Annotated in this window: 18 protein-coding genes and 1 tRNA gene; 12 read left to right on the top strand and 7 right to left on the bottom strand. The window is 67.0% G+C overall.

Annotated features, from left to right (window positions below; translation table 11 throughout):
• Window positions 1-207: 207 nt before the first annotated feature.
• The 3 genes from ACYVLV_RS12440 to ACYVLV_RS12430 all read left to right on the top strand — a co-directional run bounded on the left by ACYVLV_RS12440 (window position 208) and on the right by ACYVLV_RS12430 (window position 2,604).
• Window positions 208-525, top strand: a complete 318-nt coding sequence (locus tag ACYVLV_RS12440; RefSeq protein WP_460810366.1) for a hypothetical protein — start codon at window positions 208-210, stop codon at window positions 523-525.
• 74 nt (window positions 526-599) lie between these two features.
• Window positions 600-1,940: a TrkH family potassium uptake protein gene (locus ACYVLV_RS12435; protein ID WP_460810365.1), complete on the top strand. Its 1,341-nt coding sequence runs from the start codon at window positions 600-602 to the stop codon at window positions 1,938-1,940.
• Window positions 1,933-2,604 carry a potassium channel family protein gene (locus tag ACYVLV_RS12430; RefSeq protein WP_460810364.1) on the top strand — a complete coding sequence of 224 codons (672 nt, stop codon included), beginning with the start codon at window positions 1,933-1,935 and terminating at the stop codon, window positions 2,602-2,604. Before ACYVLV_RS12435 ends, ACYVLV_RS12430 begins: the two co-directional genes overlap by 8 nt.
• A 127-nt stretch (window positions 2,605-2,731) precedes the next feature.
• Here the strand turns inward: ACYVLV_RS12430 and ACYVLV_RS12425 are convergent.
• Window positions 2,732-2,804, bottom strand: a tRNA-Thr gene (locus ACYVLV_RS12425).
• 207 nt (window positions 2,805-3,011) lie between these two features.
• Complete coding sequence (locus ACYVLV_RS12420) at window positions 3,012-3,194, bottom strand: hypothetical protein (protein WP_460810362.1); 183 nt, start codon at window positions 3,192-3,194, stop codon at window positions 3,012-3,014.
• A 122-nt stretch (window positions 3,195-3,316) separates the two neighbouring features.
• On the opposite strand from ACYVLV_RS12420, the gene ACYVLV_RS12415 reads away from it, so the two are divergent.
• Window positions 3,317-4,234, top strand: coding sequence for a LysR family transcriptional regulator (locus tag ACYVLV_RS12415; protein ID WP_460810360.1), 918 nt, complete (start codon window positions 3,317-3,319; stop codon window positions 4,232-4,234).
• A gap of 5 nt (window positions 4,235-4,239) precedes the next feature.
• Here ACYVLV_RS12415 and ACYVLV_RS12410 read toward each other — a convergent pair whose 3' ends face one another.
• The 5 genes from ACYVLV_RS12410 to topA form a co-directional block, all read right to left on the bottom strand.
• Window positions 4,240-4,428 (bottom strand): hypothetical protein, encoded by a 189-nt coding sequence (locus ACYVLV_RS12410; protein ID WP_460810359.1) that lies wholly within the window; start codon window positions 4,426-4,428, stop codon window positions 4,240-4,242.
• Window positions 4,429-4,553: 125 nt separating this feature from the next.
• Window positions 4,554-6,119, bottom strand: a complete 1,566-nt coding sequence (locus ACYVLV_RS12405; RefSeq protein ID WP_460810358.1) for an alpha/beta hydrolase — start codon at window positions 6,117-6,119, stop codon at window positions 4,554-4,556.
• A complete protein-coding gene (locus tag ACYVLV_RS12400) occupies window positions 6,116-7,264 on the bottom strand; it encodes a DNA polymerase III subunit delta' (RefSeq protein WP_460810357.1) in 1,149 nt (382 codons plus the stop codon). The genes ACYVLV_RS12405 and ACYVLV_RS12400 overlap by 4 nt, the downstream gene beginning before the upstream one ends.
• 55 nt (window positions 7,265-7,319) lie before the next feature.
• Window positions 7,320-7,976, bottom strand: a complete 657-nt coding sequence (gene tmk / locus ACYVLV_RS12395) for a dTMP kinase (RefSeq protein ID WP_460810356.1) — start codon at window positions 7,974-7,976, stop codon at window positions 7,320-7,322.
• A 121-nt stretch (window positions 7,977-8,097) separates the two neighbouring features.
• Complete coding sequence (gene topA / locus ACYVLV_RS12390) at window positions 8,098-10,863, bottom strand: type I DNA topoisomerase (RefSeq protein ID WP_460810354.1); 2,766 nt, start codon at window positions 10,861-10,863, stop codon at window positions 8,098-8,100.
• Between the two features lie 211 nt (window positions 10,864-11,074).
• On the opposite strand from topA, the gene ACYVLV_RS12385 reads away from it, so the two are divergent.
• From ACYVLV_RS12385 to ACYVLV_RS12350, 8 genes are all read left to right on the top strand, one after another.
• The gene (locus ACYVLV_RS12385; protein ID WP_460810353.1) at window positions 11,075-11,383 is read left to right on the top strand and encodes a hypothetical protein; all 309 of its coding nucleotides are present in this window, start codon (window positions 11,075-11,077) and stop codon (window positions 11,381-11,383) included.
• Window positions 11,380-12,516, top strand: coding sequence for a WXG100 family type VII secretion target (locus tag ACYVLV_RS12380; RefSeq protein ID WP_460810352.1), 1,137 nt, complete (start codon window positions 11,380-11,382; stop codon window positions 12,514-12,516). Before ACYVLV_RS12385 ends, ACYVLV_RS12380 begins: the two co-directional genes overlap by 4 nt.
• A complete protein-coding gene (locus ACYVLV_RS12375; RefSeq protein ID WP_460810351.1) occupies window positions 12,513-12,728 on the top strand; it encodes a hypothetical protein in 216 nt (71 codons plus the stop codon). Before ACYVLV_RS12380 ends, ACYVLV_RS12375 begins: the two co-directional genes overlap by 4 nt.
• 295 nt (window positions 12,729-13,023) lie before the next feature.
• Window positions 13,024-13,815 carry an ABC transporter ATP-binding protein gene (locus tag ACYVLV_RS12370; protein WP_460810349.1) on the top strand — a complete coding sequence of 264 codons (792 nt, stop codon included), beginning with the start codon at window positions 13,024-13,026 and terminating at the stop codon, window positions 13,813-13,815.
• A complete protein-coding gene (locus ACYVLV_RS12365) occupies window positions 13,812-14,639 on the top strand; it encodes an ABC transporter ATP-binding protein (RefSeq protein ID WP_460810348.1) in 828 nt (275 codons plus the stop codon). The genes ACYVLV_RS12370 and ACYVLV_RS12365 overlap by 4 nt, the downstream gene beginning before the upstream one ends.
• Window positions 14,639-15,517, top strand: coding sequence for a branched-chain amino acid ABC transporter permease (locus ACYVLV_RS12360; protein WP_460810347.1), 879 nt, complete (start codon window positions 14,639-14,641; stop codon window positions 15,515-15,517). Before ACYVLV_RS12365 ends, ACYVLV_RS12360 begins: the two co-directional genes overlap by 1 nt.
• Window positions 15,510-16,697, top strand: coding sequence for a branched-chain amino acid ABC transporter permease (locus tag ACYVLV_RS12355; protein WP_460810346.1), 1,188 nt, complete (start codon window positions 15,510-15,512; stop codon window positions 16,695-16,697). Before ACYVLV_RS12360 ends, ACYVLV_RS12355 begins: the two co-directional genes overlap by 8 nt.
• A 29-nt stretch (window positions 16,698-16,726) precedes the next feature.
• Window positions 16,727-17,983 (top strand): ABC transporter substrate-binding protein, encoded by a 1,257-nt coding sequence (locus ACYVLV_RS12350; protein ID WP_460810345.1) that lies wholly within the window; start codon window positions 16,727-16,729, stop codon window positions 17,981-17,983.
• Window positions 17,984-17,996: the final 13 nt, after the last annotated feature.

The following is a 17,996-nucleotide window of genomic DNA, read 5'->3' as shown; positions in this document are numbered from 1 at the left end:
CCCCACGGACGATTCGCGACATAGGCGAATACTTACATCCTCGCTTTCTTTTTCCGGCTGCATTCCACGAACGGCCGTTTAATCGCGAGGGGCCCGTTTGACCCGCCTGCCTCGTGCGTCTCCGCGTGCGCTCCAGCGCACTCTGTGACACACGCGACCCGGATGGAGCCCATGCCGTGCGGTTGACCGCGCCTGTACCGTGACGCCATGCCCATGGCACCGGCTGGAAACGGCGCCGGCGAATTCGCCCTGATCGCGGGCATCGTCGCCCTCGCTTGTTCTGTGGTCCCCATCGTCGGCGAGTTCGTTTCCGCTCCAGCGGCTGTGGTGGCGATTGCAGCGGGTTGGATCGGAATCAACCGAGTGGACCGTGGACTGGCCACGAATCCGGGCGCAGCATGGATCGGGTTGGCTCTCGGGGTGCTGGCCGGCTTCTTCACCGCCCTGGTTCTCCTCGCGACCAGCGACGTGGGGCAGGAGACTGTGAGCAGGAGCACGCACTCCCGGACCGATCTGTGGGCCTGACCCGCCGGCGTTTGGCCCCAGAGTCGAACCGCCGTGCCATGATCTGACCGATCACTGACCGGGAGAGGGAGCGCGTGCGCGGTAGGTGGGACGGGATCTCGCATCCCGCGCGGATCGTGCCGTTGGCGTTTCTCGCAGCGGTCGTGGTCGGGTCGGTGCTCCTCTCGTTGCCGAGCTCTACTCCGGGCCCCACCCGTCCGCCGGTTTTGACTGCTGCGTTCACGAGCGTGTCGGCGGTCTGCGTCACCGGGCTCACGACCGTGGACACGGCGACCTATTGGTCGCCCTTCGGCCAGGTCGTCATTCTGGGACTCATCCAGGTGGGCGGGTTCGGAATCATGACTCTGGCGACCATGCTCGGCCTGCTGGTGGTGGGGAAACTGCGCCTGAAGTCGTCGCTCATCGCCCAAGCGGAAACCCATGCGCTCAACATCGGCGACGTACGACACGTGATCCGCCGCGTAGCCATCACCATGCTGGTCTTCGAAGTCGCTTTCGCGGCAATACTGACCTTAAGGTTCCGGTCCCGGTACGACGACACGTGGGGCGACGCGGCCTGGCACGGGATCTTTCATTCGATCTCGGCATTCAACAACGCTGGCTTCGCCCTCTACTCCGACAACCTCATCGGGTTCGTGGACGACGCTTGGATCATGTTCCCGATCTGCGTTGCCGTCATCGCAGGAGGCATCGGATTCCCCGTCTTGTTCGAGCTGCGTCGTCGGTGGCGCACACCACGGGCCTGGACGGTGCACACCCGGCTGACCGTGTACGGGTCACTGCTTCTCCTCGTGGCCGGGACGGGCGCGTTCCTGGCCTTGGAGTGGACCAACAGCGGAACCCTGGGCGGACTGACGCCTTGGGGGAAGGTCGTCGGTGGAATCACGGGTGGGGTGGTCCCCCGCACGGCTGGATTCAACTCCGTCGACTACGCCGAGATCACTCCGGAGACGATGGCGGTCAACTTCTTCTTGATGTTCATCGGCGGCGGAGCCGCGGGGACCGCCGGGGGCATCAAGGTGACGACCTTCTTTCTTCTCGCATTCGTCATCTGGTCCGAGGTACGCGGTGAACGCGACACCAACATCGCCCACCGTAGGATCGGCAGTCAGACCTTGCGCCAGGCGCTGACGGTGGTCCTGTTGGCGTTGGCTGCGATCGCCACCGGCACCATGGCGATCCTGCTGGTCACCGACTACACCCTGGACGTGGTCCTGTTCGAGACCATCTCCGCCTTCGCGACCGTCGGCCTCTCCACCGGCATCACCCCCGACCTACCTCCGGCCGCCGAGATCACCCTCATGATCCTCATGTACGTCGGCCGCGTGGGAACCATCACCGTTGCGTCGTCGCTCGCCCTGCGCTCCCGTCACCGCCACTTCCATCTGCCCGAGGAGAGACCCGTCATTGGCTAAGTTCAAGAAGGCCGGACCCCAGTCCGTGATGGTGATCGGTCTGGGTCGCTTCGGTACGGCCGTGGCAGAGTCGTTGGTCCGTCTGGGCCAGCAGGTGCTGGCGGTCGACGAGAACCAGGATCTGGTCGACCGATGGGCCGACGAGCTGACCCATGTGGCGCAGGCCGACACCACGGATGATGAGGCGCTGCGGCAACTCGGCGTGGCCGAGTTCGATCGCGCGGTGGTGGCCATCGGCACCGACATCGAGGCCAGCGTCCTAACGGTCCTCGCGCTCGCCGAGGCAGGGGTGCCTGACATCTGGGCCAAGGCCATCACCCGCAAACACGGGGCCATCCTCGAACGGGTCGGCGCCCATCACGTCGTCTATCCGGAGCACTCCATGGGTGAGCGAGTGGCACACATGCTCACCGGCAGCATGATCGACTACATCGAATTCGACGACGCATTCTCGATCGCACGCACCCTGGCTCCGTCCTTCACCTGGGACCACACGCTGGCCGAGTCCGCACCACGCAGCAAGCACGGCGTCACCATCGTGGGTGTGAAGCGAACCGGCGAGGACTTCACCTACGGCCGCCCTGAAACGATGGTCCACCGGCATGACCACTTCATCGTCTCGGGCCCCACCAAGCTGGTCGAGAAGTTCTGCAACCTTCGCTGAAGCCGGTAGGCCGCTGACGACATACAAACTGACTTGCCAGCGGCTCGGCCTCATGTGTGCTCCCATCCCACCTGAGGCGGTGACGCAAAGCCTGGACGGGACGACCGCAGGTCTAGGACCACAACGGAGCCGCCTGTCGGAATCGAACCGACGACCTTCTCATTACGAGTGAGATGCTCTACCGACTGAGCTAAGGCGGCGTACGTCACCCGGACTTGAATGGAAGCCAAGCCCGGGCAACGGCGCCACTATACGGAGACCAGACACCTCATGCGAAACCGGCGCCTGGTGCCCGAGAGGGTTCGCGTCACGATCCGTGGGATCGGCCTCTCGGGCTGGGGGTCAAACGCGTACGACGGCGCCGAGCATCTGGGCGCCTGTGCTCTGGGGCTTGACGGGGCGGTGCTTCATGCGGCAACCCAGTCGCGGGCGTCGGCCTCGGCGTGCTTGCCGGTCAGAGCGGTCTGCTCGTCGCCGCACCAGCAGGTGAAGGCGAGGATGATGCCGCGGTCGGTGTTGGCCATGCCGTTGATCTGGCTCGGGAAGATCAACTGACGGCGGGAGCAGGTGGTGCAGGTGTGAGTGAACATCTGGAAGACCTTCCTGTGAAGAGGGGCTGAAACATGCTGACTTCCCTATTCTGGAGCAACTCAAGCAATAGGGGTAGCCTCTCTTTCCAGTGGCTGCCATAGGCTTAGCCTATGCTTCATTCATGCTCTCCCTGCATCAGCTGACCTGCTTCCTCGCCACCTATGAGCATGGCTCGCTCACCAAGGCCGCCGAGGAGCTCGGCTACGCCCAACCCTCGGTCTCCGAGCAGATCCGCTCTCTCGAGAAGTCCCTCGGCGTGCAGCTCTTCCGACGCGTCGGGCGGGGCGTCGTACCCACCACCGTTGCCGACACCCTGCGCCCTCACGCGGAGCGCACCATCGCGGCCGCCGAGGACACCCGGCTCGCCGCCCAGAGTGTCCGACGCTTCGAAACCGGAACCATCCGGTTCGGCATGTTCGGCATCGCCCGCCTCTACGCCGGCGCCGGGCTGGTCGCCGACGTCCTCGAACGCCACCCGGGCGTCCGGGTCGAGCTCGTGGGTCAGAACTCGGCCGACGTGCAGGAGGACCTTCGCCGCGGTCGACTCGAAGCCGCGATGATCGCCATTCCACAGATCTCCAGCTCCGGCATGGAGGTCATCCCGGTCGCGCGTGACGAACTGGTCTTCGTCAGCGCCGATCGCCACAAGCTGACCACCCCCGTCACGGCCCGGCAACTCGCACGTGCCTCGCTGGTCCTTCCTGACGCGACCTTCGCCGCGAACGACTCGGTGCGCGTGCTGCTGCGCAACATGCTGCACGAGACGGGCCTCAACCCGCAGACCCGTATCGAGGTCGAGGACCCTGAGATCGCCGTTGAGCTGGTCGGCATGGGTCTGGCCGACTCAGTGCTGCCTCGTGGTGCGGCCGAGCAACTCATCCCGCGCCTCGCGCCCCACACGGGGTTCGTCTCACTGCGACCCAAGATCTACGACATGTTGGCCATCGTGCACCGGCAGGGCGCGACGCTCTCGCCAGCCTCGCAACTGATGATCGAGTTGGCCACCAAACGGATCCAGGCGGTTGCGGAGCCGGTCTGAGGCCCTTACAGGTTGCTGAAGTTCAGGTGCGTCTGACCGTCGAGCTCGGCTTCCCACTGGCGGGCCCGACGTGGCCCGGCCCATCCGCATCGACACTGGGAGGTGATGCACCAGGCCGAGTAGTTCCCCTCACCAACGGACATGTCGACGACCGTTGTCTTGCACGAAGTGCTGATGGCGGAGAAGGGGCTCATGCTTCGAGAGTGACCTAGCGACCGGGGCACGGATAGTGCCCAAGACCCTTCTTCACACCATCCTGACTAGGTCCAACAGAACATTCACAAAATCACGAGCACGCCCGCAACGCAGTCCAGGCGATTCAGCACTCAAGCCCGTCTTCGGGAACCGTGCCCGCGACGAGGTAGGACTCCAACGCCTCGACGATGCACTTGTTGCCGGAGTTGTAAGCCGTGTGACCGTCACCGTCTCGGCTGACCAGCACCCCTGATTCGAGTTCCTCGGACAGCCCCACCGCCCATTCGTACGGCGTCGCCGGGTCACGAGTCGTGCCGACCACCACGATGGGTTTGGCGCCCTCGCCGGTGATGTCGAGTTCCGGTTCGCTGGACTCGACCTGAATGCCGCGGCACCCCATCAGTCCCCAGGCGAAGACACGACCGAAAGTGGGCGATGCCGCCTCGAAAGCGGCGAACTCCGCTGGCACCTCCTCCGGCCCGATGGCGTACGGGTCGTCGAGACAGTTAATGGCCAGGATCGCCTCGGCCGAGTTGTCGGCGTAGGTGTCTCCATCCCGCGAGGCGTTGAGGTCGGACAACAGCAGGAGGGTCGATCCCTCGCCGTCGAGGGCCTGGCCCAACGCCTGATCGAGGATGTACCAGAAGTCCTTGTTGTACAACGGCGTAATCACCCCGTAGAACGCGTTGCCGACGGTCAGGTCGCGGTCCTGGTTGGTCGGCAAGGGCTTCTCGTCGATCTCGGCCAGCAGCGACTTGATCGTGCCGAGCCCTTCCTCGGCATCCTCACCGAGGAAGCAGTTGTCGGCGGTGTCGACGCAGTTCTGCACGTAGGCCGTCAACGCGGTCTCGAATCCCGCGGCCTGGCCCAGGCTTAACTCACGCGCGGGCAGCGAAACGTCCACCGCCCCGTCGAGCACGAGCCGCCCGACCCGCTTGGGGAACAGCTCGGCGTACGTCGCCCCCAGCTTCGTGCCGTAGGACGCCCCGAAGTAGGTCAGCTCGGTCTCGCCCAGGGCAGCCCGCAACACATCCATGTCGCGTGCCGTCTCCGCGGTCGTGACGTGCCCGATCAGCGAATCGGAGTTGACCACGCATCCCGCGAAGAAGTCCTCCTGCGCCTGCTCGACGGCCTGCGCCTCCGCGTCGCTGTCCGGTTCGGGGTCCGCCGAAAGGTACTCACCCAACTGCTCGTCGCTCAGGCAGTCGATCGGGTCGGAGTCGCCGGTGCCACGGGGGTCGAAGCCCACGATGTCGAAGTTGTCGCGCAGCGGGTCGCCGAAGACCTGCTCGGCCCGGGCGGCGTACTGCGTGCCGGGTGATCCGGGGCCACCCGGGTTCACCACCATCGACCCGATCTTTTCGCCACTGGCGGGCACCTTCAGCAGCGCGATCTCGATGGTCTCGCCGTCGGCCTTGCCGTAGTCGATCGGCACCTCGAGGGTCGCGCACTCGTGGGTGTCGCACGCCTCCCACTGCAGGGTCTGGGCGTAGAACGGCTCCAGCTCCGGGGACGGGGGCTTGATCGCGTCCGGGTCGGCGGGCGGCGGTTGGTCACTCGGTTCGGAGGTCGGCGTCGAGTCGACCCGGGGGTCGCCCGTGCCGCCGCCGCCGAACAGGAGTCCGATCGCCGTCCCGCCCGCGGCCAGAACCATGGCCAGCACGATCAACGCTACGACGGCCTTCTTCACCTGTTGCTCCCCTCGGGCACCTTCAGTGCCACCATCATGGATTCCAGCGCCAACGCGATCGGCACGTTGAAGTCGAGCATCTGCTCCCGGGCGTCGAAGATCCACCCGATGCGACGCAGGTTCAACTCCGGCGACGAGGTGCGTGAGAGCTTCTCGATGTCACCCCGGATCTCCTCGTTCACCAAGGCTCCCGGCGCCCCCACCGCCACCGCCATCGCGTCACGGTAGACCGACACCAGATCCATCAACCCACGGTCGACCACATCGAGGTGTCTGCGTTTGGCGCGCTTCTTCTGGTCCTTTTCGAGCGCAGCCAGGGCCGGGCCGTACTCACGCGGGCGCCGCCCCTTCTCGACCACCCCGAAGGTGGTCGCCAGGTCGGTCTTCTCTCGCGCGTCCAGGTCTCCGGTGATCACCTCCGCCTCGGCGGCGGTGACCTCCACGAGGTTGGTCGCAGCATTCATGCAGGCTCCGAGGGAGGTCAGCCGGGCCGGCCACGAGACGACCTCGCGGCGTCGGTTGCGGGTCTCCTCGTCGCGCGCCAGAGCGCGGGCGCGCCCGATGTGTCCCTGGCTGGCCCGAGCGGAGTACGCCGCCAGCGCCTCGCTCACCTTCTCGGTCCGGACCAGGAACTGCGCCACGTCCGCGGCCGCCGGGGTCGCCAGTGTCACCAGGCGGCACCGCGACCGAATCGTGGTCAGCACGTCCTCCTCGGTGGGGGCGCAGAGCATCCACACCATCCGCGGGGTGGGTTCCTCGATGGCCTTGAGCAGGGCGTTGCAGGCCTGGTCGGTCAATCGGTCGGCGTCCTCGATGATCAGGACCTGCCAGCGCTTGCCCGCCGGGCTGAGCGCGGCGCGGCGCACCAGGTCGCGGACCTCATCCACCCCGATCGACAGCTTCTCCGTGCGCACCACCGACACATCGGCGTGCGAACCGGTGACGGCGGTGTGGCACGCGTGGCACTGCCCGCACCCACCCTGCTCACACTGCAGCGCGGCGGCAAAGGCGATCGCGGCGTTGGATCGACCCGATCCGGGCGGACCGGTGAACAGCCAGGCGTGGGTCATCCCCTTGCCTCCCGCGGCGCGCTGCAGCGTCGTCACCGCGTGCCGCTGCCCCACCAGCGAGTCCCAGACCGTCATGGCATCACCCTAGGGTGGCCCACCCACACTGCTGGAGGTCCGGTCACAGGCGGCCTCAGCTGGCGGAGGTGTCGAGCAGCGACTCGACGCGGCGGCGGACGGCCTCCGCGATCTGGGCGACCTCCATGCGGGCGTCGAGCACGAGGTAGTGCTCCGGGTCGGCCGCGGCCATCTCGACGAACGCAGTCCGCACCCGCTCGTGGAAGTCCAGCGACTGGCCCTCCATCCGGTCCCGCTCCTCGAAGCGCCCCAGCCCTGCGGTTGGCGCCAGATCCAACACGACCGTCAGATGCGGGCGCAGGTTCCCGGTGGCCCATCGGGCCACGGCCTCCACCTCGGTGACTTCCAGGGCCCGACCGGCCCCCTGATAGGCGAGCGTCGAGTCGACGTACCGGTCGGTGATCACCACCTCGCCACGCGCCAGCGCCGGACGGACCAGGGTGTCGACGTGCTCGGCCTTGTCCGCGGCGTACAACAACACCTCGGTGCGGTCGGACAACTCGCCGGTCTCCGGGCTGAGCACGATCCTCCGCAACTCGGCGCCCACCGGGGTGTCCCCCGGCTCGAAGGTCGACACCACGACATGACCCGCCTGGGTCAACCACTGAGCCAGAAGACGCGACTGGGTCGACTTGCCGGACCCCTCGCCACCCTCGAAGCAGACGAAGACGCCCTGGTCGGCGTACACGGGTGAACTGGAGTCGAGGGGCACGCCCCGACGATAGTGGTCGCTCATCGTCGCCCTCCCTGGCGGTGAGACCGGCGCACGAGATCAGCCGCACCGGTCGCCAGCGCTGGCCCGCGGATCCGACCTAGTAGGTCGGATGCGCGGGTCAGCTCTTCTTCGCGGCCGCCTTTTTAGCCGGGGCCTTCTTCGCTGCAGCCTTCTTGGCCGCGGTCTTCTTGGCAGGAGCCTTCTTGGTGGTCTTCTTGGCCGCCGCCTTCTTGGCAGGAGCCTTCTTCGCGCCCTTCTTGGCCGCCTTCTTCGCCGGGCCACGCTCGCGTCGGTCCGCCAACAACTCCGCGGCCCGCTCGATCGTGATCGCCTCGACGCTGTCGTCCTTACGCAAGGTGGCGTTGTATTCGCCGTCGGTGACGTACTCGCCGAAGCGGCCGGACTTCACCACAACCGGCTGACCCGAGACGGGGTCGGGACCGAGCTCCTTCAACGGCGGCGCGGCCGCGGCACGACCCCGCTGCTTGGGCTGGGCGTAGATCGCCAGCGCCTGCTCGACGGTGATCGTGAACAGCTCGTCCTCGGTGGTCAGCGAGCGGGAATCGGTGCCCTTCTTGAGGTACGGGCCGTAGCGGCCGTTCTGCGCGGTGATCTCGACCAACTCACCGGTCTCACTGCCCTCCACCGGCACCTCACCGACCACGCGAGGCAGCGATAACAACTTGACCGCGTCGGCCAGCGTGATCGTGTCCAGCGACATCGACTTGAACAGCGAGCCGGTCCGCGGCTTGTCCTTCTTCGGTGCGTCCTCGGGCAACATCTCGGTCACGTAGGGACCGAAGCGACCGGTCTTGGCCACGATCGGCAGGCCCGTGTCCGGGTGAGCGCCGAGATCGATCTCCTCACCGGCCGGGTTCGCGAAGAGCTCCTTGACCTTTTCCATCGTGAGCTCGTCGGGCGGCAGGTCGTCGGGGACGTTGGCGCGCACCCCTGCCGGATTGCCCTCGTCGTCGGGTCCCTCGAGGTAGGGGCCGTAACGGCCCACCCGCAGGTTGATCCCCAGCTCGGGGTCGCCGATCGGGAACGTGGCGTTGTCCTTCGCATCGATGTCGCCGAGCCCGGTGACCAGGGTATGCAGACCGGGCATGCCTTCGACGCCGTAGTAGAACTCGCCGAGTTCCTGGGCGCGGTCCTTGCGACCCCCTGCGATGTCGTCGAGGATCCGTTCCATCCCGGCGGTGAACTCATAAGACACGTGGCGGGGGAAGTGCTCCTCCAGCAACCGGGTCACCGAGAAGGCCAACCACGCCGGCACCAGCGCGGTGCCCTTCTTGTAGACGTAACCGCGGTTGATGATCGTGCTGATGATCGAGGCGTACGTCGAGGGACGGCCGATCTCGCGGTCCTCGAGTTCCTTGATCAGCGTGGCCTCGGTGTAGCGCGAGGGTGGCTTGGTCTCGTGACCGCTCGCCTCCAGTGCGGCGGCAAAGACCGCCTCACCCTCGGTCAAGTTCGGCAGGCGGGTCTGGGCATCGTCCTTCGCACCCCCGTCATCGGTGTCCTCGACGTAGGCCTTGAGGAACCCGTGGAAGGTGATCACGCGACCGGAGGCGGAGAACACCACGTCCTCGCCGGTGCTCGCAGCCCCGCCGATGCGCACCGACACGCTCTGACCGACAGCGTCCTTCATCTGCGAGGCGACGGTCCGCATCCAGATCAGCTCGTAGAGACGGAACTGCTCACCGGTCAGGCCGGTCTGCGCCGGGGTCCGGAAGGACTCCCCCGCGGGGCGGATCGCCTCGTGCGCCTCCTGGGCGTTCTTGACCTTGGAGGCGTAGGTGCGAGGCGAGTCGGGGAGGTACTCCGCGCCGTACAACTCCCGCACCTGGTCGCGGGCCGCGTTCACCGCGCCACCGGACAGGGTGGTGGAGTCGGTTCGCATGTAGGTGATGAAGCCGTTCTCGTACAGCCGCTGGGCCACCGACATGGCCACCGACGCGCTCATCCCAAGCTTGCGGCTGGCTTCCTGCTGCATGGTGGTGGTCCGGAACGGGGCGTACGGCGAACGCTTGTAGGGCTTGGACTCGACCGAGCGGACGTCGTACGCCGTGTCGGCCAGTGCGCTGACCAAGGACTCGGCTCGCGTGCGGTCGAGGTGGACGACCTTGCCGGCGGCCGACGACTTGAGTTGGCCGTCCTGACCGAAGTCGGAGCCTCGGGCCACCCGCTCGGCGTCCAGCGAGTGCAACTTGGCGGGGAACATGCGCTGCTCGTGCTTGGAGCCGGCATCGAAGGTGCCCTCGAGGTCCCAGTAGGACGCCATCCGGAAGGCGATCCGGTCCCGCTCGCGGTCGACGACCAGGCGGGTGGCGACCGACTGGACGCGGCCGGCGGACAGCCCGGACATGACCTTGCGCCACAGCACCGGCGAGACCTCGTAGCCGTACAGCCGGTCCAGGATGCGTCGTGCCTCCTGAGCCTCGACGAGGTCCATGTCGATCTCGCGCGGATGGTCGGCGGCATCGAGGATCGCAGCCTTGGTGATCTCGTGGAAGACCATCCGCTTGACCGGGATGCCCTTGGGCTTCAGCTCGTCCAAGAGGTGCCAGGCGATGGCCTCGCCCTCCCGGTCCTCATCGGTGGCGAGGAAGAGTTCGTCAGCGTCCTTGAGCAGTTTCTTCAACTTGGTGATGTGGGCCTTCTTGTCACGCGGCACCACGTAATAAGGAGTGAACCCGTCCTCGACGTCAACAGCGAGGCGTCCCCACGGCTTGTCCTTGATCTTGGCCGGGGTGTCCGCCGCGTTGTTCGGAAGGTCGCGGATGTGCCCGATGGACGACTCGACGACGTATCCCTTACCGAGATAGCCACCGATCGTGCGCGCCTTCGCCGGGGACTCGACGATCACCAACTTGTGTGCCACGTGTAGTTCTCAATCCTTTTGCTGTGCGAGGGGGCGAACCACCGGAAGGGGCTCACGGCCGATCACGGTAGCGCGTGTTGTCGACCGCGGATCACCGACAGTCCGTGCGCCGTCCCCCTCGGGCCGGTTATCCACAGGCTACGAATCGGGTGGTTGCGGCCCCGGCGCCTTCGGTTTTTGATGGTCCCACCCTTCTCGGAGAGGACCTCAGATGTCTCGGACCAGCCGCCTCCACCTCGAGCCCGACGCGCTGCGACGCGCCGCCGCAGACCTACAACAGGCCGGGGCCCAGTACGACGCCGCTGCCGCTTCCGTGCCACCCGCCGGCACCGGTCCCGCCGCCCCGTTGGTGGCGCTCGCCCTGGGGGCCCACCTCGAGGCCGCAGCCCTAGTGGTGTCCGACGCGCGGGTGCTGGGTCTCGCCGTCGAGGCCGCTCGCACCGACGTGGAGGTCGTCGACGCCCAGACCGCCCTCGACCTCTTCTCCGTCGATGACTCCTCGACGGCGCTGGCCTCGTGATCGACACCGCCATCGAGGGCGACCCGGCACAGATCGAGGAAGCCGCCACCTTCCTCCGCGTCGTCGTGGCCGGCGGCGCCACGGGCCTGGCCGACAGCAGCGCCCGGCAACGCAATCAACTCACCTCCGGCTGGGAGGGCGAGGCCGGGACCGCCTTCGGTGATCGCGCCCGACTCCTCTCGACCTGCGGGGACGATCTCGGCGCGGCCGCGGAACGCACCGCCCGCGCCCTGGAATCCCTGGCCACCGGGTTGCGAATCGCTCAGGCCGCTCTCCTCGCCATCCGCCGGGAAGCCCTCGAGTCCCACCTCTTGGTCACCGGGACCGTGGTGCGAGCGCCGCTCAACGAGGCTCCGGTCGGCATGGCCTTCGGTCCGGACTCCACCTTTGCCGCCCTGCAACGACGCCACGACCTGGTGGTGTCCACCTGGGATCAGGCCCTGGAACTCACCGCCGTGGAGGTGCGACGCAACGCCGAGACCCTCACCCTGGCCACCGCCAACCTGATGTCGGTCGCCTACACGACCTATCTCGTGGGACTGAACTCGAGCATTCTGCGCCGACACGCCGAGCACTTCGGGGACGAGGCCCTCCGGCTGCGCGCCCAGGTCGCGGCTCAGATCGACCGCTACCGGGACGGCCGGGTGAGGATCGACCTCGGCGAGTACGACGAACTCATGGACCGCATCCACACCGCCCAGACGCTGGCCCAGGACTCCGCGACGGCTACCCACGAAGCCCCCCGGGGGATCGGCAGGATCGGCGGGGCCCTGGGTCTGATCACCGGCGCCTACGCCGTCGCCCTCGACATGCAGGACGGCGAATCCGCCACCCAGGCCGTTGTTTCCCAGGGGACCGGGTGGTTCACCGGCCTGGCCACCGGAGCAGGAGTGGGCTCGCTGTTTCCCGTGCCCGTCGTGGGCGCCGTCGTGGGTGGAGTGACCGGCTTGGTCGTCGCGGTGGCGGCCGACAAATCGGTGGACCGGGTCTTCGAAGGACCTCCGGACAAGAACCCCCCGCGGCCATCGACGATGGGGCAGCGTGTTCTCAGCGAGGACGAGTCCAGAATCGCCGTGCTCCTCGGCGGGAACCCGGAGGTCGAGCCGCCCGGCTTCTATCCGAGGACGTCATGACCCAGATGGTGATCGTGGCGTGCATCGGCATGCTCCTCATCCTGGTCGACCTCGAGGAGCGTGTCGGGCTGAGTGGCTTGGGTGTGGCCTGCTCCTCGCTGCCCTGCTCGGCTCTCGCCTCGACGTACGGATTCCGTCACGGGAGGAGAGCGACTCGCGGGTGCGACGCCCTACGGAGGGAGGTCCACCCCCCACGCCTCACCACGCCGTAACCGTTCCGTGACATAACGTTGTGCAGAGAGCACAGCGCTACGGCCGAGAGGGTGGGCGTTGCGCACCGCCTGCACGGAGACATCTGACAAGACCCAGACCCCAATTCGGCGAAAAACCCAAGCGAGTTTGTGAGTCACTCACTATCCCCATGTGTTGCGCGTCACTCATTCTCGATAGGTTGATGTGTGAGCGGGGTCACCGACCGCACGCCACACCCACTTCACGTACGAAGATCAGGAGTCGCATGCGTCACACCAGCACGCGGAGTTCGGTCGTTACGGGTCGCGAGACCCCATGCTGAACGTCGCAGGCCTGACCACGGGATACGGAGCCAACAAGTCCGTTCTCGACTCGGTGGACCTACCCGTGCCCGACGGACGGATCGTGGCGGTCCTCGGCAGCAACGGGGCCGGCAAGTCCACCCTGCTCCGGGCGATCTCCGGAACCCTTCCGATGCACGGTGGCGCCGTTTACGGCGGCACCATCGAGCTCGACGGGGTCGCCATCCACAAGTTGAGTCCCGCCGCGGTCACCCGCGCCGGGATCGTCCAGTCCCCCGAGGGCCGACAGGTCTTCAGCCGGATGACGGTGGAGGAGAATCTGCGCGTCGGCGCCCTCACCACCGCCCGCAACCGTCGTACGGCGGCCCGGGACCGGGTCCTGGACCTGTTCCCAGTGCTTCGCGAGCGCAGCGAACAACGTGCGGGTCTCCTCTCCGGCGGTGAGCAGCAGATGCTGGCCATCGGTCGAGCGATGATGGCCGAACCGGCCGTCCTGCTCCTCGACGAACCGTCCTTGGGCCTCGCGCCCAAGCTGATCGAGCAGATCGGCGACATCGTCGAGGCGATCAACTCCCAGGGCACCCCGGTGATCCTGGTCGAGCAGAACGCCGCCATGGCCTTACGAGTGGCGCACGACGCCATCGTCCTCGAGGTGGGCCGGGTCGCCATGGCCGACACCGCCGAGAACCTCGCGAACTCCGAGGACATCCAGGCGCTCTACCTCGGCGGACACGCCGGGCACCACGACGAGTCCGCCGAGACGATCAAAGCCGCCCGGCCGACCCTGGCGAGGTGGGAAGGATGATCCCCACCCTGCGCGTCGAGAACGTCACCATGCGCTTCGGCGGCGTGACCGCCCTGGACGATGTCTCCTTCGAGGTCGCCCCCGGCACCATCCACGCCGTGATCGGACCCAACGGCGCCGGCAAGTCGACGTGCTTCAACGTCGTGTCCGGTCTTTACACCGCCACCTCGGGCCGAGTGATGTTCGGCGACAACGACCTGACCGGCATGCCGTCGCACCAACTGGCCAAGCACGGCATCGGACGGGCCTTCCAGAACGTCGCCCTTTCCGGCCACGTCACCGTCCTGGACAACGTCATGCTCGGACGACACAGCCTGACCAAGGGCGGTTTCCTCAGCGCCGGCCTCCGGCTACCCAACATGCGCAAGGAGCAGGCCAAGCACACCACCCGTGTGCGGGATATCTGCCACTTCCTCAACCTCGACGAGCACTTGGGCAAGCCGGTCTCGATGTTGTCCTACGGCGTCCAGAAGCGGGTCGACGTCGCCCGTGCCCTGGCCACCGAGCCGAACCTGTTGATGCTCGATGAACCCGCCGCGGGGATGAACGACGCGGAGACCTCGGTGATGGCTCAGACCATCACCGACATCCGCGACGCCCTGGGGATCTCGGTCCTGCTCGTCGAGCACGACATGTCCCTGGTCATGGGGATCGCCGATCACATCACCGTCCTGGACTTCGGCAAGCGGATCGCCGACGGGACCCCCGCGGAGGTGCGCAACGACCCTGAGGTCATTCGCGCCTACCTCGGCGGCTCGGACGACGACGAGGACTCCGAGTCCCCCACCACGAGCCCATCCCTGGACAAGAAGGAGAACATCTAGTGGATACCTTCCTTCAACTCACGATGAACGGCGGCGGCAAGGGCGCCGTCTACGCCCTGCTCGCGCTGGGCTTCGTGATCATCTTCCGCGCCACCGGCGTGGTGAACTTCGCCCACGGGTCCCTGGTCTTCGTCGGTGGCTACGTCACCTTCGCCATGTCGGACAACGTCGGGTTCATCCCGGCCGCGATCATCGGGATCCTGTCCGCCGGCGCGCTGGCCCTGTTCGTCGAGCGGGTCCTGATCGCCCGCAGCCGCAACGCCGACCCGATCGCCCTGGTCCTGTTGACCATCGGGGTCGACGTCGTGGTCACCGAGGAGGTCGCCCGACGCCTTGGCACCGACGTACCGTTCCTCAAGGCTCCCTGGGTCGGCAGCCCGATGGACATCGGCGGGGTCTTCATCCTGCGCGGCCAACTGGTCGCCCTGATCGTCGGCGCCGTCCTCATCACCGGACTGTTGCTGCTCTTCCGATACACCTCCTGGGGTCTGGCCATGCGCGCTCAGGCCGAGAACCGTGAGGCGGCCGCCCTGATGGGCGTACGCAACAGCCAAGTCACCGCAGCCGCCTGGGTGGTGGCCGGACTCCTGGCCGGCATCGCCGTGCTGTTCATCGCCACCTCCGACTTCTCCGGATCCGGTGTCTCGCGCGGCACCCACGCCCTGGCGCTCGTCGCCTTCCCGGCAGCGATCATCGGAGGTCTCGACTCAGTCGGGGGCGCGGTGCTCGGCGGCTTCATCGTCGGGCTCACCGAGGCCTACGCCTCCCAATACATCGCCTTGGACTTCTCCAAGAGTGCGGTGTTCATCGTGATGCTGATCGTGCTCATCTACCGGCCGTCCGGCCTCTTCGGGAGCAAGGAGGTCAATCGTGTCTGACACTCAGGTCATCGACGAGCCCTCGGCCTCGCCCTCACCCACACCCGTCCCGGCCGATGAGCCCAGGTTCACGGTCGCCAAGGTCATCAAGATCCTCCTGGCTATCGCCGCCGTACTGGTGTTGCTCTACATGCCACTGACCGCCACGCCTGCCTGGTTGCGGGTCGGCGAGTACGTCATGGTCGGCGCCGTCGCGGCCATCGGCCTGACGTTGCTGACCGGTCACTGCGGCCAGCTCTCCCTCGGCACGCCGTTCTTCATGCTCATCGGCGGCACCGCCTACGCCACCTTGGCTGCGGAGTCGGCGCCCGGCTCCGATCTGGTGGCCCTCGGGCTCCCGCCGTTCGTGGCCCTCGTCGGCGCGGTCGTCATCGCCGGGCTCGCGGGGCTGGCCTTCGCACCTGTCTCGGGCAGGGTCGGAGGCATCTACCTGTCGGTGGCCACCCTCGCCCTGGTCTACGTCGGTCTCTACCTCGGTCAGCGGTTCGGCGAGTACACCGGCGGCGCGGCCACCGGACGACCCGCCCCGAAGTTCACGGTGTTCGGGTTCTCCTTCACCGGTCAGGACCCGGACTTCTCGCTCCTCGGCGTTCCCCTGTTCGCCGCCGAGCGCACGTGGTACCTCTTCCTGGTCTTCACCGCGATCTCCATCGTGCTGGCCGTCGGTGCCATCAACTCGCGTCCGGGTCGTGCCTGGCGCGCCGTACGGGACAACCCGGCCTCCGCAGCCGCTATGGGCGTCAACGTCGCTTGGGCCCGGGCGGGCGCCTTCACCGTCTCCTCGGCGTACGCCGGTCTCGCCGGAGTCATGACCATCATGTGGTTCGGCATCCTCAAGCCCGACGAGAACGAGTTCACCGGTTCCTGGTCGATCACCGTCGCCATCGGCCTGCTCGCCATGATCCTCATCGGTGGACTCGGCTCGGTGTGGGGCGCCGTCTTCGGCAGCGGCCTGATCTTCGGTCTGCCGCTGGCCCTCCAACTGCTGGTCCCCAGCGTGGACTTCCTCGCAGAACTCTCCCGTGGATCGGGGGGCTTCACCCCCGTGGTCCTGACCGCCTTCGTCTACGGCGGACTCGTCGTCCTGGTCGTCATCTTCGAACCAGGCGGCCTGGCCGCCATCACCCGACGCGTGCGCGGCAACCTCACCGCTCGCATGTCGACCCGTTCATCTCACTGATCATCCCGAAAATGAAAGTAGGAACACTCATGAACGTACGCCGTTCACTCGTCACCCTCGCGGTCGCCGGAGCCATCTCCCTGACCGCCTGCTCCGACAAGTCCACCTCAGGCGGTGGAGGCGGCGGAGACGGTGATCTCGCCACCGACAAGGGCGTCACCGGCGACACGATCAGCCTCGGTGTCCTCACCGACATGAGCGGCCCGTTCGTGCAGCTCGGCACCGGCGTGGTCGACGGCCACCAGATCTGGGTCGACGAGGTCAACGCCGACGGCGGCATCTGCGACCGTCAGATCGAGCTCGTCGTACGCGACCACGGCTACAAGGCCGACACCGGCGTCGTGCAGTTCCAGGAGATCGAGCCCAACGTGCTCGGTTTCATGCAGATCCTGGGCTCCCCGATCAACGCGGCCCTCGACCAGCCGCTCATGGACACCAAGGCCACCGGTGTGGCCCTGTCCTGGTCGTCGTTCATCCTGAAGAACCCCTACATCGTCATCCCGGGCACGACCTACGACGTCGAGATGATCAACGGCCTGTCCTACCTGCTCGACGAGGGTCAGATCGCCGAGGGCGACACGCTCGGCTACATCTACCTCGAAGGTGAGTACGGCGAGAACGGCCTTCTCGGAGCGGAGTACTTCGCGGAGAAGCACAACCTGAAGCTCGAGAAGGTCAAGGTCCTCCCGACCGACACCGACCTGCGCAACGTCGTCACCGGCCTGAAGGGTGCTGGCGTCAAGGGCATCGGCCTGACCACCACCCCCGCCCAGACGCTCTCCGTCGCGACCGTCTCGGCGCAGCTGAAGCTGAACGTGCCGCTGGTCGGTAACAACCCGACCTTCGCTCCGGCGATCGTCACCCCGGAGACCGCGCCGGCCCTGGAGAACTACTTCTTCGTGGCCTCCTCCGCGCCGTACAACGCCGACATCGAGGCGGCCAAGTCCGTCGCCACGGCGTACGAGGCCCTCGGCAAGGACGACGTCCCCAACGGTGGTATCCCCTACGGTTACGCGATCGGTGAGATCTGGGGCCAGCTGCTCCAGACCGCTTGCGACAACGGCGACATGACCCGCGACGGCATTCAGGCCGCGCTGGCCGACAGCTCGGAAATCACCACCGACAGCCTGGTCGCCGACCTCGACCTCACCCAGCCCGGTAGCCCGGCCACGCGTGAGGTCTACATCGCCCAGGCGTCGCAGGACGCCCCCGGCGGTGCGAACCAGATCGGTGACCTCTTCACCTCCACCGACGCCGAAGAGTACGTCGCTCCGGCTGAGCAGTAGCACCTGATCGACC

This window comes from Nocardioides salsibiostraticola, assembly GCF_054783655.1.
Note: the sequence above shows the minus strand (reverse complement) of the source record. Positions and strands in the feature narration are given on the sequence as shown.